Origin of the sequence: Dyadobacter sp. (assembly GCF_039919315.1) — a bacterium.
Lineage (GTDB): Bacteria > Bacteroidota > Bacteroidia > Cytophagales > Spirosomataceae > Dyadobacter.
The window spans coordinates 17,350-38,191 of the sequence record NZ_JBDSFX010000043.1 but is presented as its reverse complement, the minus strand read 5'-3'; the positions used below and the strand labels follow the sequence as shown (position 1 = coordinate 38,191).

General features: G+C 45.1%; 23 protein-coding genes. 4 read left to right on the top strand and 19 right to left on the bottom strand.

The features are described 5' to 3' along the window. Positions 1-43: 43 nt before the first annotated feature. A complete protein-coding gene (locus ABIO93_RS11805) occupies positions 44-1,819 on the bottom strand; it encodes a DUF885 domain-containing protein (RefSeq protein WP_348067776.1) in 1,776 nt (591 codons plus the stop codon). A gap of 108 nt (positions 1,820-1,927) precedes the next feature. Here ABIO93_RS11805 and ABIO93_RS11800 point away from each other — a divergent pair, with 108 nt between their 5' ends. From ABIO93_RS11800 to ABIO93_RS11790, 3 genes are read left to right on the top strand one after another with little or no spacing between them, the layout of a single operon-like run. Further along, on the top strand, positions 1,928-2,539 hold the full coding sequence (locus ABIO93_RS11800) for a class I SAM-dependent methyltransferase (RefSeq protein ID WP_348067774.1): 612 nt from the start codon (positions 1,928-1,930) through the stop codon (positions 2,537-2,539). Continuing rightward, a complete protein-coding gene (rbsK, locus tag ABIO93_RS11795; RefSeq protein WP_348067772.1) occupies positions 2,539-3,435 on the top strand; it encodes a ribokinase in 897 nt (298 codons plus the stop codon). Before ABIO93_RS11800 ends, rbsK begins: the two co-directional genes overlap by 1 nt. A gap of 10 nt (positions 3,436-3,445) precedes the next feature. After that, entirely contained in the window at positions 3,446-4,384 is a 939-nt protein-coding gene (locus ABIO93_RS11790) for a nucleoside hydrolase (RefSeq protein ID WP_348067770.1), read from the top strand. A gap of 3 nt (positions 4,385-4,387) precedes the next feature. Here ABIO93_RS11790 and ABIO93_RS11785 read toward each other — a convergent pair whose 3' ends face one another. Then, positions 4,388-5,620 carry a multidrug effflux MFS transporter gene (locus ABIO93_RS11785; RefSeq protein WP_348067768.1) on the bottom strand — a complete coding sequence of 411 codons (1,233 nt, stop codon included), beginning with the start codon at positions 5,618-5,620 and terminating at the stop codon, positions 4,388-4,390. A 217-nt stretch (positions 5,621-5,837) separates the two neighbouring features. On the opposite strand from ABIO93_RS11785, the gene ABIO93_RS11780 reads away from it, so the two are divergent. Continuing rightward, positions 5,838-6,686, top strand: coding sequence for a dienelactone hydrolase family protein (locus tag ABIO93_RS11780; RefSeq protein WP_348067766.1), 849 nt, complete (start codon positions 5,838-5,840; stop codon positions 6,684-6,686). 170 nt (positions 6,687-6,856) lie between these two features. Here the strand turns inward: ABIO93_RS11780 and ABIO93_RS11775 are convergent, their stop codons facing one another. The 17 genes from ABIO93_RS11775 to ABIO93_RS11695 form a co-directional block, all read right to left on the bottom strand. Continuing rightward, positions 6,857-7,165, bottom strand: coding sequence for a hypothetical protein (locus ABIO93_RS11775; protein ID WP_348067764.1), 309 nt, complete (start codon positions 7,163-7,165; stop codon positions 6,857-6,859). Positions 7,166-7,461: 296 nt separating this feature from the next. Then, on the bottom strand, positions 7,462-7,677 hold the full coding sequence (locus ABIO93_RS11770) for a hypothetical protein (RefSeq protein WP_348067762.1): 216 nt from the start codon (positions 7,675-7,677) through the stop codon (positions 7,462-7,464). A 131-nt stretch (positions 7,678-7,808) separates the two neighbouring features. Further along, positions 7,809-10,049: a sodium-translocating pyrophosphatase gene (locus ABIO93_RS11765; RefSeq protein ID WP_348067760.1), complete on the bottom strand. Its 2,241-nt coding sequence runs from the start codon at positions 10,047-10,049 to the stop codon at positions 7,809-7,811. Positions 10,050-10,327: 278 nt separating this feature from the next. Continuing rightward, entirely contained in the window at positions 10,328-11,497 is a 1,170-nt protein-coding gene (locus tag ABIO93_RS11760; RefSeq protein ID WP_348067758.1) for a DUF2062 domain-containing protein, read from the bottom strand. A gap of 13 nt (positions 11,498-11,510) precedes the next feature. Continuing rightward, entirely contained in the window at positions 11,511-11,867 is a 357-nt protein-coding gene (locus ABIO93_RS11755; RefSeq protein ID WP_348067756.1) for a 3-hydroxyacyl-ACP dehydratase, read from the bottom strand. 17 nt (positions 11,868-11,884) lie between these two features. Further along, on the bottom strand, positions 11,885-12,517 hold the full coding sequence (locus tag ABIO93_RS11750) for an outer membrane lipoprotein carrier protein LolA (RefSeq protein WP_348067754.1): 633 nt from the start codon (positions 12,515-12,517) through the stop codon (positions 11,885-11,887). Continuing rightward, entirely contained in the window at positions 12,504-13,274 is a 771-nt protein-coding gene (locus ABIO93_RS11745) for a polysaccharide deacetylase family protein (protein ID WP_348067752.1), read from the bottom strand. Before ABIO93_RS11745 ends, ABIO93_RS11750 begins: the two co-directional genes overlap by 14 nt. After that, a complete protein-coding gene (locus ABIO93_RS11740; protein WP_348067751.1) occupies positions 13,264-14,226 on the bottom strand; it encodes a beta-ketoacyl synthase chain length factor in 963 nt (320 codons plus the stop codon). The genes ABIO93_RS11745 and ABIO93_RS11740 overlap by 11 nt, the downstream gene beginning before the upstream one ends. 11 nt (positions 14,227-14,237) lie before the next feature. Further along, complete coding sequence (locus ABIO93_RS11735) at positions 14,238-15,422, bottom strand: beta-ketoacyl-[acyl-carrier-protein] synthase family protein (protein ID WP_348067749.1); 1,185 nt, start codon at positions 15,420-15,422, stop codon at positions 14,238-14,240. A 19-nt stretch (positions 15,423-15,441) separates the two neighbouring features. Further along, the gene (locus ABIO93_RS11730; protein WP_348067747.1) at positions 15,442-15,699 is read right to left on the bottom strand and encodes a phosphopantetheine-binding protein; all 258 of its coding nucleotides are present in this window, start codon (positions 15,697-15,699) and stop codon (positions 15,442-15,444) included. Between the two features lie 42 nt (positions 15,700-15,741). Beyond that, complete coding sequence (locus ABIO93_RS11725) at positions 15,742-16,353, bottom strand: hypothetical protein (protein ID WP_348067745.1); 612 nt, start codon at positions 16,351-16,353, stop codon at positions 15,742-15,744. Then, the gene (locus ABIO93_RS11720; protein WP_348067743.1) at positions 16,350-17,432 is read right to left on the bottom strand and encodes a beta-ketoacyl synthase N-terminal-like domain-containing protein; all 1,083 of its coding nucleotides are present in this window, start codon (positions 17,430-17,432) and stop codon (positions 16,350-16,352) included. Before ABIO93_RS11720 ends, ABIO93_RS11725 begins: the two co-directional genes overlap by 4 nt. A gap of 1 nt (position 17,433) precedes the next feature. Beyond that, on the bottom strand, positions 17,434-17,847 hold the full coding sequence (locus tag ABIO93_RS11715; RefSeq protein WP_348067741.1) for a thioesterase family protein: 414 nt from the start codon (positions 17,845-17,847) through the stop codon (positions 17,434-17,436). Positions 17,848-17,868: 21 nt separating this feature from the next. Continuing rightward, positions 17,869-18,288: a hypothetical protein gene (locus tag ABIO93_RS11710; RefSeq protein WP_348067740.1), complete on the bottom strand. Its 420-nt coding sequence runs from the start codon at positions 18,286-18,288 to the stop codon at positions 17,869-17,871. After that, complete coding sequence (locus ABIO93_RS11705) at positions 18,285-19,154, bottom strand: lysophospholipid acyltransferase family protein (RefSeq protein WP_348067739.1); 870 nt, start codon at positions 19,152-19,154, stop codon at positions 18,285-18,287. The genes ABIO93_RS11710 and ABIO93_RS11705 overlap by 4 nt, the downstream gene beginning before the upstream one ends. Before the next feature lie 3 nt (positions 19,155-19,157). Continuing rightward, complete coding sequence (locus ABIO93_RS11700; protein ID WP_348067737.1) at positions 19,158-19,424, bottom strand: phosphopantetheine-binding protein; 267 nt, start codon at positions 19,422-19,424, stop codon at positions 19,158-19,160. Positions 19,425-19,615: 191 nt separating this feature from the next. Further along, positions 19,616-20,839: a beta-ketoacyl-[acyl-carrier-protein] synthase family protein gene (locus ABIO93_RS11695; protein ID WP_348067735.1), complete on the bottom strand. Its 1,224-nt coding sequence runs from the start codon at positions 20,837-20,839 to the stop codon at positions 19,616-19,618. Between the last annotated feature and the right edge of the window lie 3 nt (positions 20,840-20,842).

Sequence of the window (20,842 nt, the reverse complement as noted above, 5' to 3'; positions counted from 1 at the left end):
ACTCCGCTCATGACAACTGATGCAGCCTTTCCTGATATTATCGCTATTTCTTCGTCGCGATCCAGCCATTGATTTTATCTTCCAGTAATTTCAGCGGAACGCAGCCTGATTCCAATACGAGCTTGTGAAACTCCCGGATATCAAACTTCGCACCCAGGTCTTTTTCAGATTTTGCCCTCAACTCCCTGATCTTCAACTGCCCGATTTTGTAGGACAATGCTTGTCCGGCGCCAGCCATGTAACGCTCGATTTCCGCAGTAATGCTCTCTTCTGATTCTACTTCATGGTCCAGCGAATACTGAATGGCCTGTTCCCGCGTCCAGCCTTTGGAATGAAGACCAGTATCGACTACCAACCTGATCGCACGGTGCATTTCAGCGCCTAACATGCCGAAATATTGATAAGGATCAGTATATAAGCCCAATTCTTTACCCAATGATTCGGAATAAAGCGCCCAGCCCTCGCCATACGCACTATACCAGATGTTTTTCCTGAATGCTGGCAATGCTTTATTTTCTTGCTGCAATGAAAACTGGTAATGATGCCCAGGAATCGCTTCATGAAGGAATAGGCTCTCATCCGAAACTATATTATACTCTTTCGCATTGGGTACCGGCACATAAAAAATACCCGGACGAGATCCGTCAGCCAGCCCCGGATTGTATTCCGCCGACGCCGATGCTTCTCTGAAAGCCTCCGTTCTGCGTACTTCAAATGCAGTTTTTGGTGTCAGTTCAAACAGCTTTTTCAGATTCGGCTTCATCCTTTCGTGGATCTTATTAAAATTCGCCACTACTTGTTCTGCCGATGTAAATGGCATTAGTTTCCTATTGCTCCGTACATCATTGAAAAAGGATTTCAGGTCGCCTTTGTAACCTACCTGTTCCTTCACCTTTTCCATTTCTTTGGAAATCCTTTCTACTTCGCTCAGGCCGAGTTTGTGAATCTCATCAGCGGTCATCTCAGTCGTAGTGTAGAACTTAATGTAGTAATCATAAAGTGCTTTTCCATTCGGCAGGGCATCAAAACCATTGGTACTGCGACCAGCCGGCAGATATTCTTTTTCAAAAAATAAATGCATCTTTTGAAAAGTAGGAATGATTTTCGATTCAACCATTGTGGCATATTCTTTCTCGAATCGGGCTTTTTCCTCAGGTGTAAATTCTTTTGGGAAATTTTTAGCAGGAGAATAAAACAAATGTTCCTTAACCGGCCCGTGGTCCATATCAGTAAGCTGCGGGATTACTTTTTTGATCAACGAAGTCGGAAGTACGTACCCTTCCTTGATTCCTTTCCGCATATTCACAACCGCCGTATCGCACCACACAACAAAGCCATCGACGCGTTTCAGCCAGTTTTCGTAGTCTTTCACAGTCTTAAAAGGCTGTACGCTACTCCCGCTGGCCATCTGGCCGATCAGTAAATGCGTTGAGAATATCTGGTTTAGCGGTAGTAGCTCGGTAGGGAACTTTAAGCCTTCGAGGTTGATATTACATTCCCATTGCAAAAGATCCCAGCTTACTTTTTCCTCGGCGGAGAGCATCTCACGATCATACTTGGCAAGCTCATCCTGGTATTTTTTATAAAACGCAACAGCCCTCGCCTTCCCTGCCTGGGTAAGTTCGTCGGACATTTTATCATTGTAGCGGTTATCACCATTGTAAGTTGCTTCCAGCGGGCTCAGCGGTTGCTTCTCTTCATAATAACTGGCAAAAACCTCGCTTATTGGCTTCTGGGCGTCGTTTTCCTTTTCCGTCTTTTGTTGGCAAGATTGCATAGTAAGTCCTAATATGAATGATAGCAAAACATATTTCCTCATATCATTTTGAGTTTGGGAAGAATGAAGGTTTGATTTTGAATTTCTAAAACTAGCATATTTAGCTGACAAGACTTTACTTGCGAAAATATTGCTCATTAAATTAAAGCCATGGGATTAAAAACATACATCAGGGACCACTTCATCGCCGACATTAAACCGTATAAACCCAAAAATCTGCGTCAACCCGAAAAGATGCTGGAAATCGTTTCAGCATGGAAAGGGCTGGAACTGATCATTGAAGATATCATTGAACAATTTGGTCTGGAAAGGAAGCGCTGCATTGAATTTGGAGTTGAATTTGGGTACTCAGCAGTGGTTTTTTCCAATTATTTTGAATCGGTAACCGGCGTGGACACATTCGAAGGTGATGTGCATACAGTCAATAAAAACGAACATTTTGAAGAAACCAGTAAGCGACTGGCGGCGTATACCAACATTAAACTGATCAAATCCGACTACCGTGACTGGATCGTTTCGGACAATCAGCGTTACGATCTGGCCCACGTCGACATTGTCCATAATTACAAAGAGACATTCGAATGCGGCCTGTGGGCGGCGCAACACAGCGACTGCACGATTTTCCATGATACCGAAAGTTTTCCGGAGGTTCGCAATGCAGTAAAAGACATTGCGAAGGCGACCGGGCAGACATTATACAATTACCCGGAACATTACGGATTGGGTATTTTGGTGGACAAAAAATCAATCGCCAGAAGATAATGGAACACAAAGTTTTGATCATTGGGAGCTCCAATACGGATATGGTTGTCAAAACGGAAGAGTTCCCAAAGCCTGGTGAAACGGTTTTGGGCGGGACTTTTCTGATGAATCCCGGCGGAAAAGGGGCGAATCAGGCGGTGGCTGCGGCCAGGCTTGGGGCGGATGTCCGGTTTGTTGCCAAAACTGGTGATGACATATTTGGAAAACAGGCCCGCGATGGTTTTGTAAAAGAAGGACTTGACATTCAATACTTTGCCAAATCCCAGGACCTGGCATCGGGTGTGGCGCTGATCACAGTCAATGGCAAAGGTGAGAATGAAATTGTGGTAGCATCGGGTGCTAATATGGATTTGTTACCTGCCGATCTCCCTGATGCCGTTTTTGAGGATATTGAAATGGCTTTGATCCAACTGGAAATTCCGCTGGAAACGGTCCGGTACGTGATCAGGAAATGTCAGAATGAGAACATTAAGGTCATTCTCAATCCGGCGCCGGGCGTGAAACTGGCTGACGATTTTCTAAATGGGTTGTTTTTGATCACACCCAATGAAACAGAAACTGAAATCATGACTGGGATTGTTACCGATAGCGCGGAAGCATTACAGAATGCGGCGGCGTATTTTCACCAAAAAGGAGTGCAAAATGTGATCATTACACTCGGTAGCAAGGGTGTATTTCTTTCTAACAATGAATTTAATGACTTCATACCAGCTTTGAAAGTACCAGCTGTGGACACTACTGCGGCTGGCGATGTGTTCAATGGAGCGATCCTAAAAGCATTAGCCTCAGGAGAAAACTGGGTGAAAGCCTGCCATTTTGCATGCAAAGCTGCGGCTATATCCGTGACTAGAATGGGCGCTCAAAGTTCTGCGCCCTATCTTTCTGAACTGGTTTAAATATTTGATCATGAACAAGATACCCATTATCATTGATTGCGACCCGGGCCATGACGATGCACTGATGCTCATGCTGGCATTTGGAAGCGGAATGTTCGACGTGAAGGCAGTAACGATATCGGCAGGAAATCAGACGCAGGAAAAAACACTTTCCAATGCACTGAAAATCCTCACGTTGATCGGTGCGAATGTGCCGGTTTATCAAGGCGCACCGAAACCGATGTTTCGTGACCTCATCGTGGCTGACTACGCACATGGCGAAACCGGTCTCGACGGCTCTTCCCTACCCACTGACACGATCAAAGCTGAGCCCATTCCGGCAGCAGAAGGTATCGCGGCAATGTTGACGAATGCGACGGAAAAAATCACGATCGTGCCCACCGGGCCGCTGACCAACATTGCAATTTTCCTCCTCGCCTATCCTCATTTGAAAGACAAGATCGAGCGAATCTCACTGATGGGTGGTGGTGTATTTCGTGGAAATATGACTCCCTGCGCTGAATTCAACATCTATGCTGACCCGGAAGCTGCGGCCATCGTGTTCAGTTGCGGGTTGCCCATTACCATGAGCGGCCTGGATGTGACCCATCAGGCACTGGTTTTTCAAAATGACATTGACCTTTTCAGATCACTGGGCAACAAATCGGGCGCTGCCGCTGCCGACATGATGGACTTTTTCTCCATATTTTACAGGAAAAATCATGCTGAAATGGAAGGAGGTGCAGCTTTGCATGATCCTTGCGCGATCGCCTGGCTAATTAATCCGGGAATTTTCAAGACAAAGCCCTGCTATGTGGATGTAGAAACTAAAGGGGAGTTGACCCGCGGCCAAACAGTCGTTGATTTTTACAATGTCCTTGAAAAAGAACCTAATGTACTGGTTGCCTTGGAGATAGACCGGAAAGAATACATTAACATGATTTACAATGCAGTAAAAAACCTGCCCTGATCATCATAGCAAAACAGAAATTTCTTCTTCCACTTCTCCCCTGTTCGCATGGTGCCTTACCACAGCATTTCCCGCATGTAGAATAACCAGACCTCCGATCGAACAAAACGCCATCATACCTACCATAGGCATGGCCGTGTTGTTATGCAGCAGGCTCACAATCGCGGAAATGATCGCACCTGCCCCCATCCGCCAGCTACCCATTAATGCAGATGCGCTACCTGTGTGCTTTTTGAACGGGGCCAGCGATAAGGCAGAAGCATTAGGGCCAGTCAGACCTTGTCCCGTAAGAAATACGAACATCATCCCGATCAATGAAAACAGGCCAAACCAGTTGTTATAGACGCCCACGATCAAGATAAAGCCAACGATACTTTGATAAACCAGCGTGACTCTAATGATCTGTTCGCTCGTATATTTCTTCAAAAGAATGTGGTTCAGCTGCGTGGAGCCGATCATGGCCACCGCCAGGAATGCGAAAATCCATCCATACTGCTGCTCACTGACTTTGTAAATGTTCATGAAAACATCGGAAGAACCTGCTATGTAGGCAAATGGCGCTGCCGTGGCCAATCCTCCGGCCAATGTGTAAATTAAAAACTGAGGCTGGGTGATAACGGTCGCATAGCCATTCAAAACCGCCTTCGGTCGCAGCGATACGGAGTTATCAGCATCCCGCCCTGTGGGCAGGAAGAAGTAGATAGCCGCTAGTATAAGACTTACGATTCCCGCCAGAATGATAAATATCCATTGCCATTCGATAGATGACGTCACATAGCCGCCAACTGTCGGCGCGATCATGGGTGAAACTGCGATGACCAGTGTAATCAGAGAAAACACTTCTGCTCTCTTTTCTGCCGGAAAAAGGTCACTAACCAATGCTTGTGAAGCTACCAAACCTACACAGCCACCCATCGCCTGAAAAAACCGCATGGTGATCAACGAGTCAACGGACGAGGTAAGTGCGCAGCCAAAAGAAGCAATCACATACAAGATCAACCCGGCATACAGTGGCTTTTTCCTTCCGAACCGGTCGAGTAATGGTCCGTATAATATCTGTCCGAGACAAATTCCGATCAGATAGCTGGTGAGTGAAAGTTGCACTTTATCAATAGTGGTTTTTAGGTCCGCTGCAATGCGGGGAAACCCTGGAAGGTACATGTCAATGGAAAAAGGGCTGACAGTAGCGAGGGAACCTAGAATAAGAATTATAAAGAAATATTGCTTACGACTCATGGACTTATAAAAACATACTTCAAAGTTAACGGGTGTTTTGTACGATTAAGTTCCTCTCTTTCAATAAGTACAATATTTTCACCAATGATGACAATTTCAAATGCGAGAAGCCAAAAAATCTCCCGTATCTGTCTACGCAACACCCCATTCGGTTTCATTCGTATTTTGCATATCTTTAAGATATTGTCATAATCCGTTCACTTCAAAATTCTGTCCAATGAGAACAATTTTTATATTGGTGTCCATTTTTCTCTTCAAGATGTTCCTGCCAAAGACAGAACAAACACCGTCAACTATTCCGCTTTGCCATACTGAGGCAAATGATATGTCGACATTGGCCGCTAATGCTGATTTTCAAATGTTACATGAAGCACCGGTTCCTTTCCATTATCAGGGAGCGGGAGAAACCGTCACCTTCACGACACCCGATGGCAAAACAGCCAGCGGTTTTTTGCTGAAATCTGCTAAAAAATCAGACAAATGGCTTTTTGTTTATCAAGAATGGTGGGGACTGAATGATTATATCAAACAAGAGGCCGCAAAGCTTCACAAAGATTTGGGCGATGTGAATGTGCTTGCCCTCGATATGTATGACGGCAAAGTAGGTACCACACGTGAAGAAGCTGGCAAGCTGATGCAGAGTGCTCCGGCCGACAGGCTGGCCGCCATTACCAAAGGTGGTGTACAATATGCAGGTACTAATGCCAAAATCGCAAGCATTGGATGGTGCTTTGGAGGCATGCTTTCATTGCAGAACGCAATTGCCGGCGGTAAGCAGGTGGTAGGGTGCGTGATGTATTACGGTCGCCCGGAAACAGATGTTGAGAAACTGAAAAACCTCAACACTGATGTACTGGGGATCTTTGGCAGCCAGGATCAGGGAATTCCTCCCGCTGCCGTTGCTAAGTTTGAAGAAGATATGAAGACTGCGGGCAAAAAAGTGACTATCAAAACGTACGATGCTGTCCACGCATTTGCTAACCCAAGTAATCCGAAATATGACGCTGCTGCGGCTGCGGATGCTTACAAGCTTTCATTGGATTACCTTAAAAAGAAATTGGGTTGATATCCGGTCGCTTTTTTTAATAAAAACGTCCCGGCTGAATGTCAGTCGGGACGTTTTCGTGTTCATTCGTTTTTTTTTGCCCTAACAAATGGGAAGAAGTGCTACGGATGGAGCAAAACAATGCCCGTCAAGTTCTCGTTGCCGATTAGTTTGACGGGCATAAAACCTGATTATTTGTTGTCTATTTTTTCCTTCACATCTTCTTTCACTTCCTTGGCTTCTTTCTTAGTCGCCTTGTAAGCTTTTTTTGTACCCTTTTTGGTAGCTTTATATGCCTTTTCTGTGCCATCAGCTACTTTTTCAGCACCTTCCTCGGTTTTTTCGCCCACAATTTTGGCGTCTTTTTTAATCTCTTTTCCTGCTTTTTTTCCAGCTGCTTTGGTATCATCCACAGCTTTTTCAGTCTTAGTTTGCGAATCCTGAGCAAATGCCGCTGTTGAAAATCCTATCATTGCAGCGAGTACCAATACTTTTTTCATGATTTATTATTTTGTTGAAATAGAAAGTTGCCGAGTGCCAGGTATCTGATCAGATACATCGCCACGTCCGGCAGCTTATTCCAACAAAAATCATTCCGGGGAGTTATGAAAGCTATTCCTGACTTTCAGAATTTATTTCCAGAAACTCAGTCAAACTCAAAATACGAGTAGCTCCAAATTGCCTTAATGCCAGCAGATCTAATTTGTTTCCTGTAATCAGATATTCGGCTAGACCGTCCTGAGAAAGTGCTAGCAAGAAATCATCCTAACTTATAAATTGGTGTCAACTACGATCCTCACAAAACTTTTTTGGAACTTCTTACATCAGAAACTTCATCCAGAATATCCTGCTCTGTGATTGCATCCGAGTCAGGAAGAGATTTTGACAGTTCCTGCCAGCGTTCATTCCACGAAGGCTTGGTTTCCTTTACAGATATTAGTCCCAAATCTGCCAGATCATCGATCAGGCGCTTGGCCTTGGGGTTATTTATTTCAATCGTTAACATTTCCATACCTTAACTTTTGATCTAATATATCGTATAATTCTCTCAAAACAAAGCCTGGGCAATGTGGATTTGGGTAACAAAACAATGCCCGATCATCAAGACCGGGCATTGGATTATCGAAATAAAAATGATGTCAACTAGTGGCTTTTCTTCTCCAATGGATAAGCAGCAACTACATCAATTGATTTATCACTAAGTTCTGCTTTTGACACAGAAACCACCACTTTTTTACTTTCATCCTTCACATTCAAACTACCAGTATGAACATTTTTAACCCCGATATGAGGGGCGATAACGAGTGAAACGATGGACATCAACTTGATCAGGATGTTCATGGATGGACCAGAGGTGTCTTTGAAAGGATCACCCACGGTATCACCCGTCACGGCAGCTTTATGCGGCTCTGATTTTTTATAGAACGTCTCTCCGTTGATGACAGCGCCTTTTTCGAATGATTTTTTCGCATTATCCCAGGCACCACCTGCATTGTTTTGGAAAATACCCATCAATACACCCGAAACCGTCACACCAGCCAGTGTGCCTCCCAATACTTCCGGCCCAAACAGGAAACCGACCAGTAAAGGAACGATCAATGCAATCAGGCCGGGTGCGATCATTTCACGAATAGATGCTTCTGTTGAAATCGCAACACATTTGTCGTACTCAGGCTTCGCCGTTCCTTCCATAATACCCGGAATTTCGCGGAACTGGCGACGTACTTCTTCCACCATTTTCATAGCTGCGCGTCCCACGGCAGCGATTGCCAATGACGAGAAAATGAATGGTATCATGGCTCCCACAAACAACCCTGCAAGCACATTGGCTTTGTAGATATCAATGGAATTAATCCCTGCTACACCACAGAAAGCCGCGAAAAGTGCCAGCGAAGTCAGTGCGGCTGACGCAATGGCAAATCCCTTTCCTGCGGCAGCTGTGGTATTTCCTACTGCATCCAGAATGTCGGTACGGCCGCGAACTTCTTCGGGCAAATGTGCCATTTCAGCAATACCACCAGCATTATCAGCAATCGGCCCAAAAGCATCAATAGCCAGCTGCATTGCGGTAGTCGCCATCATTCCGGCCGCGGCAATCGCCACACCGTAAAGTCCTGCGAATTCGTAACTGATATAAATCCCGGCTGCCAGAACCAATGTCGGGATAACAGTCGACTCCATACCTACTGAAAGTCCGCCGATGATGTTAGTAGCATGACCAGTAGACGACTGATTCACAATAGATTGCACCGGACGCTTGCCCATAGCAGTATAATATTCCGTCACGGTAGACATAATCGCACCGACGATCGAGCCCAGCAAAATCGCCCAGAAAACGTCAATGGAAGTAAAATCAACGCCGCGAATCGTGAGCGTTCCTTCGGGTAACATCCACATGGTCAACGGATAGCTGGCAATCAGCACCAATACAATCGATCCCCAGTTACCCCGGTTCAACGCACCCTGTACATTACCGTTATCATCGCTCACACGAACCAGAAGCATTCCGATGATAGAAGCGATCAACCCAACTCCCGCAATAACCATCGGTAGTAGAATCGGTGAAATACCTCCAAAATTATCAGAACCGTTTGAAATGATCTCTCTACCTAACACCATGGTAGCCAATATCGTAGCCACGTAAGACCCAAAAAGGTCGGCGCCCATACCGGCGACGTCACCTACATTATCGCCTACGTTATCCGCAATGGTAGCAGGGTTACGTGGATCGTCTTCTGGAATCCCGGCCTCTACTTTTCCTACAAGGTCGGCACCAACGTCAGCTGCTTTGGTATAAATACCGCCACCAACACGGGCAAAAAGCGCAATGGATTCGGCACCCAGTGAAAATCCTGCCAGTACTTCCAGCACTTTTTCCATTCCCAGACCATTCACATCAGTGCTGTCGCCAATGAAGAAGTAATATAACACAATGAACAAGCCACCCAGTCCGATCACCGCCAGACTCGCAACGCCTATACCCATCACAGAACCGCCTGTAAAGGAAACTTCCAGAGCTTTTGTAAGACTTGTTCGTGCTGCCTGCGTCGTACGCACGTTGGATTTGGTTGCGATATTCATCCCAATGTAGCCCGCGAATGCAGAAATGAACGCTCCGATCAGGAATGATACGCCGATGAAGACACTGGAATTCTCGACCAATGTGCCTGAATAACCTAACAAAATACTAACAATAATACCAAAGATTATGAGTACACGCCATTCGGCTTTCAGGAAGGCAAGAGCGCCATCGGCGATGGCATCCGCAATCTCTTTCATATCAGGACTTCCGGCATCCTGCCGGACAACCCAGCCTCTTTTGAAGAACATAACCAGCAAGCCAATAAGGCCTAATGCCGGCACTAAATAGGTAATGTTACTCATGCGCTGAACAAAATTTGGTTAAAGGTTTTATAATTCTCGTAAATATAGAGAATGGCACCTCATAACAAAATCGCAAAAGCCTTATTTTTGAGTAATTCGTATAGATTTTATAAAAATTTGGAGACATATTTCATTGCCAGAGTCGTAAGCTCACCTTAACGGGCTGGTTGTCACAGAATAACTGACACATTACCTCAAAACGGCATCAAAGCCATTTTTAGAACAATGCAGCGATCAAATTGATATAATTCAAGACACTAGGAAAAGTTGGGAACTGATCAGAGGCTCTTCGGTGAAGGGCGGAAAATAGCCAGCGGCAAGTAGGTTGCCACAAAACCAATCGTACCTGCCGCGAGTGCGAGCAGCGTTCCTCCTAAAAAATACTGTACTAAATTGACATGAATGGATTCCAGCGTCAGGCCGTCCAACGAGGTAATCTGCGCACCATTTTTGTAAAACAATCCACCGAACTGGTAACTGCCAAAAATAATGAATGGAATGAACGGTGGAATGCTAATGTTCGCAGCAGTCAGAAACAATACCTTGTTCATTTTGAAGTAAATAGAAAGCGGGATGCCTACCAGCAGCTGAAATCCCCAAATTGGAACTATCCCCATGAAAAAGCCAAAACCGACAGATTTGGCCTTGCTCCAATTGGATTCTTCTGGCTTGATAGCTTCTTCCCTAATCATCTTCCAGAGACCTTTTTTATTAATCGCTGTCAGCAGTCTTTTGGGCAGATAATAAAGTAATGTAAGAATCACCAGCCAGGTATTGAGAATGCTGATGCGCGTAAAATCCCGGAAAGGCCGGAAATGGGTAACCCGCTCATTCATATCGTAAATCACCCGGATATGGATGGGTATCACAGGCACATTCTTCCAGGCCAGCTTCACGATCACCTCTATTTCTGTTTCAAATTTAGTGGTGAACAGTTTAATTTCTTTGAGCGGCCCGAGCGGGTATAGCCGGAAGCCCGTCTGCGTATCAGGTAATGTAAGGCCGGTTTCGAACTTGAACCAGAAATTGGAGAATTTATTGCCAAACGAGCTTTTCCCCGGAACACCTTCCTGTTGCATATTTCGGGAACCCATCAGCAATGCGCCCGGATTTCGGGAAGCAGCCTCAATGAATATTGGAATATCTCCCGGCAAATGTTGCCCATCCGAATCGATCGAGATCGCATTATCGTAACCCAGCCTAATCGCCTCATTGAAGCCTTTTCTGAGGGAATAGCCTTTGCCGAAGTTTTTCGCATTGGTTAGCACCCGTATCTTACTCCCGTAAGAGAGCAAAATCTCCCCTGTTTCACCCGTCGATCCGTCATTAATCACAATGATGTGCTCCCCATTCGAATATTCGAGTACCCCGTCGATTACTCTTCGAAGCGTATGCTGATTGTTGTAAGTTGGAATGATAATGCAGCAACGGATATCAGAAAGGGTCATTTTCAATGTGTTTTTACTGATAAGTTGCCTGCGCTTTGAAAAATGTAGTTCCTTCAAATACGCCGGATGCAGTTACCTCGATCACTTCCAGGATTTTATATTTGATATCGACTCTGATGACCGGTGTTACATTGGGGTTAAGCACTTCCAGAAATTTACAGGTCCTGACCGTTTTGAGTTGTAATTCTCTTTTTAAATGCTGCTCCAAAACCGTTTTGATCATTTGCAGCTGGATCACTCCCGGCGTTACCGGTGAGCCTGGAAAATGTCCGCTAAATAAGTGGTGTCCGGCATTGAGGTTAATTTCCGAAGCAATGCTGTCCGCCGTCGAATCAATGTTTGTAATTGTAAAAATGTCGTTTTGGGGCATTCTTTTAAGAAATATAGCTAAAAATTCCGGAACAGGTTTTCGTCGATCTGCTGGTTGAATTTCTCATTCTGAAATTCCATAATGCTTTTGTCACCATTCTTTTCAAAAAACGATAACTCTTTCAAACGAAGAGTATTCCGTGGAAAAACCATTGAGATTTTGGAATAAATATTTTTCAACCGACGGTTCAAAGGTGTAAGAACTACCATATACTGATCATTACTTTCCAGGCAAGCGAGCGAAAAAGCCGTGTTTTGCTGGAAATCGCCATTCACCAGGCCAATCATCAATTCCTTGATCTGCGCCGCCATCCTGCCTGCCTGGCCAACGTTCTTCTCCTTGCCAGCTTCCTGGATGCGAAGCTTATCGCCATTGATCAAAATAATGTATTTCAAAGGCGTTTTTTGTTCCCACCGCATCTTGTCATTTTTCTGATAAAAAAACAATCCCGTCGAATGTTCCGGTTCTTTCAGTATAGAAAGGTATTTTTCTTCGGAAAATGCCGCCTGGATCGAAGTGGTGGCTTGTGAAGTTTTACGCAAATCTGCCAGGATCTTTTCGGTATCAGCAGCAGGTCTAAACGACTGCGCATGCACCAGGTTGCCTATCAACGCGATGCAAAGCATGAGCAGTAACTTATATTTTGTCATAAGGTTCTTTCTGAATTAAGCGGGACAGCGTATCGATTTTCACTCCTTTTTGAAGACAATGCTCAATGACATCTTCCAGCGAATCAGCCGTAACGCGCAGGTTATCATGCAAGAGAACGATGTCCCGCGACTGCAATTTTGAAATGATTTTATTAATGATCTGGTACTTATTCGTCGCTTTCGTGTCAAAGCTCCGCAGTGACCATCCAATGCAATCCAGTTGCAGTTCCTTCAGCACCGTAGCATATCTGGGATTGGTTACGCCAAACGGCGGACGAAAAAACCGCGGCGGCTTTCCGATTGCCTCATTAATAATGCTATTGCAGCGTGCAATGTCCTTTTTTAGTTTCTCAGTAGAAAAAAACGCGATCAGGTGATGATGGCTGTATGAATGATTGGCGACAATGTGCCCTTCATCGTCAATCTGTCTTAACAATTCGGGGTACTTTTCAGCTTTTTTACCGATCACAAAAAACGTAGCCTTTACATTTTTTTGCTTCAATATCTCCAAAATTACAGGAGTCGTATCCGGGTCTGGGCCATCGTCGAATGTGAGCGCGATGGATTTCCGCTGGCCTTTGTTGATCGATTTTAGAAAATAATTGGACTGGATTTTAAACGATCCGTAAGAAGTAGCAGCGAGATAAGCGATGAAAATCAGCAGCAAAACCGGCCATACAAATCCTGTTTCCCAAAATATGATTCCACACAGGGCAAAGGCAGTAATGGCGAAAAATGTGGTAATGTTATGCTTCAATGGATTGGACGAGTGTTAAACCTAAATTTCTCTGGATCAATGAATTGTAGATCAATATGTTCTTTAATGATTTGTTTTGATTCATCAGGTCTGCCGCGTAATGTAGCGCAAATGCAGAAGCCGTCGGATAAATCCCTGAAAGCTGCAAATAATCAACGCATTTACCTAAGCTGGCCGGTAATGTTTTCAAAAACACGTCATCATGATTCAGGCCATTGGATGCTCCTGAGTACAAGATCAAATCCAAATCTGACGCTTTTAATCCATTATCACTCAAAAATGAGGCAATCTTTTCAGGAATGTCTTGTACCAAACCAGTTGTAACGCAGTCCTTGACAACGGCCAAGGAGGCGGTCGTTTTTTCTTTCGATAAGACAAAAAATGATGCCCCTGAAGCGAGTAACGTTTCGGGTCTGATGTTCAACTGACCTGAAATTTCAGTCAGGATTTCAATGTACTCGTCCGCAGCACCGACCAGGATATGCTTTTCACCTTCATTCAACAACAACATCGCATCCTGCAACGCATGCTCAAAGGATAGCGTGTTCTGCGTGTGGGTCATGTTATAGCCATGATTTCCGATGCTTAACGAGATCTGTCCGGCCATTGTGTTATGGGTAGACTGGATAAATGCAGTCGGCGGCAGTAACCCTTCGATGGTAATCGAATTGTTCAGAAACTTTTCGGTATCCTGCAAGCATCCTAGGCCCGTTCCCACGACAATAGCATTCGGCTGCTCAATACCCGCCTGTTCAATGCAATCCTTGGAGCAGGCTACCGACATACGAAGGATTTTGCTCATCCTGCGCAAGAGCCCAGCCTCGATAAATCCTTTGTAGTCCGGACTGACTAATGCCGATGATTCAGTCAATGGTCCGATAAAAGCAGAAAATCCCGCATTTTTGAATGTAGGCTGGTGTGAGATCGAGGATGCTGCGGAGATGTAAAACAACTAAGTATGCTTTATTTTTTTGTAAAAACCAGTGAAGAATTGTTCCCCCCAAAACCAAATGAATTAGATAATACCGCGTCCACCGGTTTGTCGGTTTGCAAGCTGGTCACCGGTTCCAGGCCGGTTTCAGTGATTGCTTTGCGGAAATTCAGGTTCGGATAAATCAGGTTATGCTGAATGGAAAGTACCGAAAATACAGCTTCGATAGCACCAGCAGCCGCCAGTGTATGTCCCGTAAAAGCCTTTGTAGAGCTGAACGCAGGAATATTTTCTCCAAATACATTTTTCAGTGCCACCGATTCCGACAGATCATTGTTTTTAGTGCCGGTACCGTGCGCATTCACATAGGAAATGCCCTGCGCTGTAACCTCAGAGCGATGAATGGCATTTTCGATTGCCAATGTCGCTCCTTTCCCTTCAGGCGACGAAGCGGTTTGGTGGTACGCATCAGCCGCATTGGCCCAGCCGCTTACATAGCAAAGCGTTTTATTTCCCGAGAAGGCAATGCTCTTGTCATTTTCCAACAACAAAAAAGCAGCTCCTTCTCCCAGATTAAGTCCGCTGCGCGATTCGTCGAAAGGCCGGCACCATTGATCGTCATAGATCATCAGCGACCGAAAACCGTCGATCGTAAATTTTGTTAGCGCGTCGGAACCGCCCACCAGCACGCGATCCAGCTTACCGTGGATCAGCAATCTTGCCCCAAGCATAATCGCATTGGCCCCGGACGAACAGGCTGTGGAAAGTGTATTGATATAACCTGAAATACCCATTACGGCAGCGATCCGTTCGGTGGTACTACCGCTGTCGTGCGTTTTCAAGAGTGAGAAATCAGGATTGTTTTGAGCAAGATAATCTTTGTAAAAAACTTCGCTCCGGTCCATTCCACCGACGGAAGTGGCGGAAATGATTCCTGTGCGTAATGCGGGGGTATGCACATTGCTTCCCCACGCCTCACGCGCGGCTTTTAAACCCAATAAAGATGTACGCGAAATGTTGGCTGCACCTGTACCGAGCTGCGTTTTCAAGTCATTGTCCGAAACTTTGACCTCTCCCACCAGCAGGTTGCGGGAGGCCTCCTGAAAAAAAACAGCCGGTGCGATTCCCGACCTGCCTTCCGTTAATGCAAGCAAATTTTCCTCAACCGACAACCCAATTGCAGAAACAATACCAATACCGGTGATGCGGACACCCATTTACGAACAGAGATTAGGTTCAGGCTTTTCTTTTGAGGATATAGTCAGCCATGGTGCTGATCGACTTGAACGCTTCCTTGCCTTCCTCGGGGTTGGTAACCTGTATACCGTGGTACTTTTCTAACAGAACGATCAGTTCCAATGCGTCGATCGAGTCCAGGCCGAGTCCTGCGTCATTAAAAAGCAGGCTATCATCCTGAATATCAGCAGGTGTAATATCTTCCAGGTTAAGCTGCTCTATAATCTGCTTTTTCAGTTCTTCTTTTAAATTATCCATTACCTCTGTTAAAATTAAGCGTAAATCTATTTGTTGATAAAATTACATTTCTGCCAGTCCCGCCAGGTTTTCAGGACTAAACTCCAACCCATCCTGCCCACTATCGTCTGCAAAAAAAAGAAACACATTGACTTGCTTCTCCATGATCCCGATCCATCCTCCAAGCACCGCTTTGGAACCTGCTGACATTAAAATCTGGCTGTAATCGACAAAAAAATCAGGTGCGAATTTAGGTAAAACAGCAAACATATTCTCACCGTACCATTTGTTTAGAATCGCAATCTCACCCAAAACAATGTTGGGCAAAGTATATACGAACAGCGAGGGGCTTGGAGCGCCATTTTGCTCGTACGATCTCTGAAACCGCAGATCCGTGTCCGCACTGGATGACTGATTGGCAAAAACCATTGCAATTTCGTCATCCTTGTAAGCAGTGACCATCTCTGGGTAAATCCGTTTGATCAGTTCAGAAGCCAAAAATCCCGCCTGCGAGAGCCCATCCATTTTGTGAAACTTTGGATACGCAAACTCCTGTGCCTTATATATTTGCTTGAACCAACCGTCCTCCGAATCCTTATCACGCTTTGCAATTACCTGCCCATTGACTGAACAGAAATCCTCCCGCAAGTGACAATATGCCTTGATACGCGTCATATACTCCTGATAATCAAAGAGGCATTACCTCCGCCAAATCCTGAGGCTGTTTTCAAAATCGTTTTCAGTTCTCCTTTTCTATTTTCAGATATGATATTCAATGCTTTGGATGTACCTGCTTCCTGGTACCCCAGGCTTTTCAGTAGTACACCATTTCGCATCATTTGCATGGAAGCAGCTGTTTCAATGACCCCGGCAGCACCTAACGTATGCCCAAAGTAGCCTTTCAGACTGTTCAAAGGAATATCGCTTAGTTCCAGCCTGTCAAATGCTACGGATTCCATTTCATCATTGAAAACTGTGGCAGTACCGTGGGCTGAGATAAAATCAATCTCTTCCGCGCTGACCTGATTTCTCTCCATGGTTTTTTTCACACTTCTGAAAAGTCCCTCGCCGGTGCGCGAAGGGCCAGAAATATGATTGGCATCATTCGCTGTGGTACCACTCAGCAGTTCCAGGGGCTGGTTTTTAAAAATAGCCCTGGAACCCGAAACTACTACCGCTCCACACCCCTCTCCCATCGTAATACCATTCCGGCTATTGTCAAATGGTGCGCAGGGCTTGTCGCTGATCGCAAACAATGACTGAAAACCATAAACCACGAAGTCAGAAATAACGTCACAGCCGACTACAATGGCGTGTTCATAAATATTCGCATCGATAAAGTTACTGGCAGCATTAATGGCCAGCACTCCTGAAATACAGGCATTTGAAATGACTAGCGGATCGTGGGCCAGGTGAAAATGTTCTGTAATAGCAGCCACCGGCTTGCCAAACTGATCATTCATATTGACGTCAAGGTCACCTTTTGTAGAGCTAATGATGACAATCGTTTTGGCAGAAGTAATAATGCTTTCGTCGATACTTGTTCTGATCTTTTCTATGGCTTGGATCAGAAGCGCGGTGAATTTGCTATTACTGTTAAAATCAAGGATTTTGGACAAAAAAACTGCCTCTCCATCAAACCCGGCACCCTGCACCAGTGAAATTCCCGAGCGGTTATCATACACAGCCGACCAGTTGGCCTCTGCGCTGTCACCCAATGGGCTAATGATCACCTCTGCACCGATATAGGTCATTTTAAACGTTATTTTTCTCTTTCCACTCTTTGTAAAACTCCGGCGTGATCAGTTCCAGTGTACGCGACTCTTTGTTCAGAAAAACCTGCATGGTTTTACCTATTGCACACAATTCATTGGTTGTAAGGTTGATAACCTCATACTCAAACTGAATTTTCGCGGATTTTGCAGGTATGTAGCGGGTTACGACTTTAATGATCTGTCCGTAATACACCGGCGCTTTGTGATCAATTTCTGATTTGACGATGGGAGTAAAATAGCCTTTGTCGAAAATAGTCAGGTATTCGAGGCCGTAAGCTTTGCCAAATGCCTCACGGCCGTCTTCGAAAAATTTGAGGTAATTACCATGCCAAACTACGCCCATGGCATCGGTTTCACTGAATCGTATATCAATTTCGATTTCCGAAGATATCATACTACTATTTATCGTTAGGGGTTATTCCGATACTACAATCTTCATTTCACAGCCAAGCAATATACGCCCTTCCAGGAAACTTTCGCCTTTCACCAGGTAAATATTTCCCAATTGATGCAATGGTGTAACAATGGTCGTGATCGTGGTATTGACGGCCGGAAGTTCAAATACTTCCAACCTGCTAATGGCCCCGATAAAGCCGATTTTAGCCTTTCCGTCGGTCTGATGGTCTAAAAATCCAAATGATGCCGCACAAGTTTGCGCTATGTTTTCAATAAGGCCAGTAGCCTGAAATTGTCCATTTTCAACCAGCAGGTTATCGTTTTCGATAAAAAAATCTGATTCGAATCTCTCCTGCGTCACATGGGCGAGATGATCAATCATGATAAACGGCTGACGATGCGGAATGTACTGGGTAATATCGTCCTTGGAGACAATCATTCGCTAAAAAAATTGAAATAATTAAACCATTGTTCCGGGTACTCATGCACTTTCCTTTCCAGTTCCGCTACATATAGTTTTGCGATTTCCTCTGGTTTCATCCGGCCTATAAGCGGCAATGTGGCGCTTAAATGATAACTGTAATTTCCGTCTTTTGCAGCAAACACAAATGTGACCGGTGCGTCGAACTTGGAGGCAATCACAAACGGCCCGTAGGGAAATTTAGCTTTTTTACCGAAAAAATCCAGCTCGATAAATTTCGCCCCTTCCAGGTAACGGTCCGAATGAATGGCTACAAACTCATTGTTGATCAAAGCATTACGGATTGAAATAATGTGTGACAGGTCATTTTTAATGGCTATCACCTTAAACCGGGAACCGCCGGTTGACATATCCATATATTTCTTAATGTTCTCCACCTCGGCATCCAGCATCACAATGTTGATCGTCGGTGTTATACGCCCTTTCAGCAGATTACCAGCCGTTTCCCAGTTTCCCAGGTGCGCACTCAGCAGGATACCCCCTTTCCCGCCCTCCCTGATATCGATCAGGTATTGCTCATTCTGGAAGGTATGCGTAAACTTTTCGCCCTTGCCAAGCAAAAAAGCAGCTCTGTCGACCAGCGTCTGGCCGAAAATGTAAAAATTCCTGCGCACCATTTTCCTGGCGTCCGGAGCTGAAATGTGAAGGGTGTCCTGATAAAAATCCAGAAGCGCGTTTTTGGGTTTTGCGGCAAACAGATAGTAGTAGTAAGTAACTATTTGCAAAAGGCGGTATGCAAAACCCAGCCCTAATGAATTGATAAAAAAAAGAAAGATTTTATACCCCGTTAAGGATCCTTTGGTCTTACCGTCCCAACGGCTCATTGATTATAGTGCAAGTTTCTTGCGTACAAGCTGATAGAAATCGCCGAACGTAGCAATTTCCTTAAAGTCTTCGCCGGTTAGTTTGACATTGAGATTCTCCTCGATGAGCACAACCAGGTCCACGTAATCCAAACTATCCAAATCCAGTGTGTCTTTCAGACTGTTTTCAGGAAGAATCAGATCCCGGTCCACCTCAAATTCCTCAGATAAAAAATCTCTGGTTTCTTCAATAACTTCTTCCCAACTCATTTTTACGTCGTTAGCATACATGGCTACAAAATTAATTTAATTGTGCTGATAGTTTAAAAATATTCCTAAATATTAAAATATAATATATCTGCGACACAATGATTTCAATAAAATTTCATTGATGCGCCCGGAATATTTGTGTAGAACAAAAATACACATTTTCTCCCGCCGGATACCGCCGTTTACGAAGTCCGAAAGCAGGGAAATCCGACTTAATTGCGGAACTTTTTGATTATCAGCGTTGAATTGGTTCCGCCAAATCCGAAAGAATTGGAAAGGAAGCAGTCTATGTTTTGCTCCTTCGTTTGAGGAATGATGTTGATACGGGCCGAATCCTCGTCAGGGTTTTCAAAATTAATGTTGGGAGCAATGAAGGAATGCTGCATCATGAGTGTAGAATAGACTATTTCACTCGCGCCGGCCATCCAGCATTCATGGCCTGTCATCGATTTCGTAGAACTCACAGGTACGTCTCCTCCAAAAACCTCGTAGATCGCCCGCGCCTCGCTTCCGTCCCCCACAGGCGTGGAAGTAGCGTGCGCATTGATGTAATCGACGTCATTAACAGAGATACCTGCTTGCTTTAAAGCCATTTTTAGCGACCTTACCTGCCCGTCAATACTCGGGTTTGAAATATGGTCCCCATTGGAAGAAAAGCCATATCCGATCAATTCAGCTAAAATAGGCGCGCCTCTTTGTACCGCCGATTCGTAGGATTCAAGGATCACGGTAGCTGCGCCGCCACTCGGAATCAGGCCGTCGCGATCACGGTCAAATGGCCTAGAAGCTCTGGCTGGTTCAGATTCGCGGACTGAAAATGTACCTAATCCGTCAAAACTGGCCATGGCAGCAGCATTGATTTCCTGCGCGCCGCCACAAATAACTCTGTCCTGCAATCCCTGGCTGATCATCAGGTAACCCATGCCAATGGAATGTGACCCCGAGGCGCAGGCTGCGCTCAATGTGAAATTGATACCTTTCAGTTTGAATATCGTCGAAAGGTTCATGTTCACCGTGCTGTTCATATTTTGAAAAATAGCACCGCTGCCGATCAGCGTCGTGTCGTGTTTTTCTTTGGCTTTATCCACAGCTTCTACCACCGAAGCGGCCGTGCTGTCGTTACCATATATAATGCCTGTTTCGCTTTTTTCCAGAAAATCAATGTCCAACCCGGAGAGTTCCAAGGCTTCTTTCGTGGCCATGTAAGCGTAGATCGCGGGCTGGTGCATGCCCAGTCGCTGCCTTCTTGACAAGAAATTTTTGAGGTCGGGCTCTGGCACCATACCCGTCAATGCCGAGCGGAAGCCGAAATCTTTTCTGACCTGGTCAAATATAATACCACTCTTACCGGCATATAGCGCGTTTTTCACCTCGTCCAGGTTCGCACCCAGACAAGAGTAAATACCTATACCGGTTATCACAACTCTGTGGCTCATTGA

What these genes read in the sequence shown, in the direction of transcription:
- ABIO93_RS11770 (WP_348067762.1), bottom strand. Translation starts at nt 7,677, where the DNA reads ATGGAAATGTTAACGATTGAAATAAATAACCCCAAGGCCAAGCGCCTG.
- ABIO93_RS11720 (WP_348067743.1), bottom strand. Translation starts at nt 17,432, where the DNA reads ATGACCTATATCGGTGCAGAGGTGATCATTAGCCCATTGGGTGACAGC.
- ABIO93_RS11750 (WP_348067754.1), bottom strand. Translation starts at nt 12,517, where the DNA reads ATGACAAAATATAAGTTACTGCTCATGCTTTGCATCGCGTTGATAGGC.
- ABIO93_RS11695 (WP_348067735.1), bottom strand. Translation starts at nt 20,839, where the DNA reads ATGAGCCACAGAGTTGTGATAACCGGTATAGGTATTTACTCTTGTCTG.
- ABIO93_RS11730 (WP_348067747.1), bottom strand. Translation starts at nt 15,699, where the DNA reads ATGGATAATTTAAAAGAAGAACTGAAAAAGCAGATTATAGAGCAGCTT.
- ABIO93_RS11760 (WP_348067758.1), bottom strand. Translation starts at nt 11,497, where the DNA reads ATGACCCTTTCTGATATCCGTTGCTGCATTATCATTCCAACTTACAAC.
- ABIO93_RS11805 (WP_348067776.1), bottom strand. Translation starts at nt 1,819, where the DNA reads ATGAGGAAATATGTTTTGCTATCATTCATATTAGGACTTACTATGCAA.
- rbsK (WP_348067772.1), top strand. Translation starts at nt 2,539, where the DNA reads ATGGAACACAAAGTTTTGATCATTGGGAGCTCCAATACGGATATGGTT.
- ABIO93_RS11775 (WP_348067764.1), bottom strand. Translation starts at nt 7,165, where the DNA reads ATGAAAAAAGTATTGGTACTCGCTGCAATGATAGGATTTTCAACAGCG.
- ABIO93_RS11790 (WP_348067770.1), top strand. Translation starts at nt 3,446, where the DNA reads ATGAACAAGATACCCATTATCATTGATTGCGACCCGGGCCATGACGAT.
- ABIO93_RS11765 (WP_348067760.1), bottom strand. Translation starts at nt 10,049, where the DNA reads ATGAGTAACATTACCTATTTAGTGCCGGCATTAGGCCTTATTGGCTTG.
- ABIO93_RS11705 (WP_348067739.1), bottom strand. Translation starts at nt 19,154, where the DNA reads ATGAGCCGTTGGGACGGTAAGACCAAAGGATCCTTAACGGGGTATAAA.
- ABIO93_RS11710 (WP_348067740.1), bottom strand. Translation starts at nt 18,288, where the DNA reads ATGATTGTCTCCAAGGACGATATTACCCAGTACATTCCGCATCGTCAG.
- ABIO93_RS11725 (WP_348067745.1), bottom strand. Translation starts at nt 16,353, where the DNA reads ATGACGCGTATCAAGGCATATTGTCACTTGCGGGAGGATTTCTGTTCA.
- ABIO93_RS11780 (WP_348067766.1), top strand. Translation starts at nt 5,838, where the DNA reads ATGAGAACAATTTTTATATTGGTGTCCATTTTTCTCTTCAAGATGTTC.
- ABIO93_RS11735 (WP_348067749.1), bottom strand. Translation starts at nt 15,422, where the DNA reads ATGGGTGTCCGCATCACCGGTATTGGTATTGTTTCTGCAATTGGGTTG.
- ABIO93_RS11800 (WP_348067774.1), top strand. Translation starts at nt 1,928, where the DNA reads ATGGGATTAAAAACATACATCAGGGACCACTTCATCGCCGACATTAAA.
- ABIO93_RS11715 (WP_348067741.1), bottom strand. Translation starts at nt 17,847, where the DNA reads ATGATATCTTCGGAAATCGAAATTGATATACGATTCAGTGAAACCGAT.
- ABIO93_RS11755 (WP_348067756.1), bottom strand. Translation starts at nt 11,867, where the DNA reads ATGCCCCAAAACGACATTTTTACAATTACAAACATTGATTCGACGGCG.
- ABIO93_RS11700 (WP_348067737.1), bottom strand. Translation starts at nt 19,424, where the DNA reads ATGTATGCTAACGACGTAAAAATGAGTTGGGAAGAAGTTATTGAAGAA.
- ABIO93_RS11785 (WP_348067768.1), bottom strand. Translation starts at nt 5,620, where the DNA reads ATGAGTCGTAAGCAATATTTCTTTATAATTCTTATTCTAGGTTCCCTC.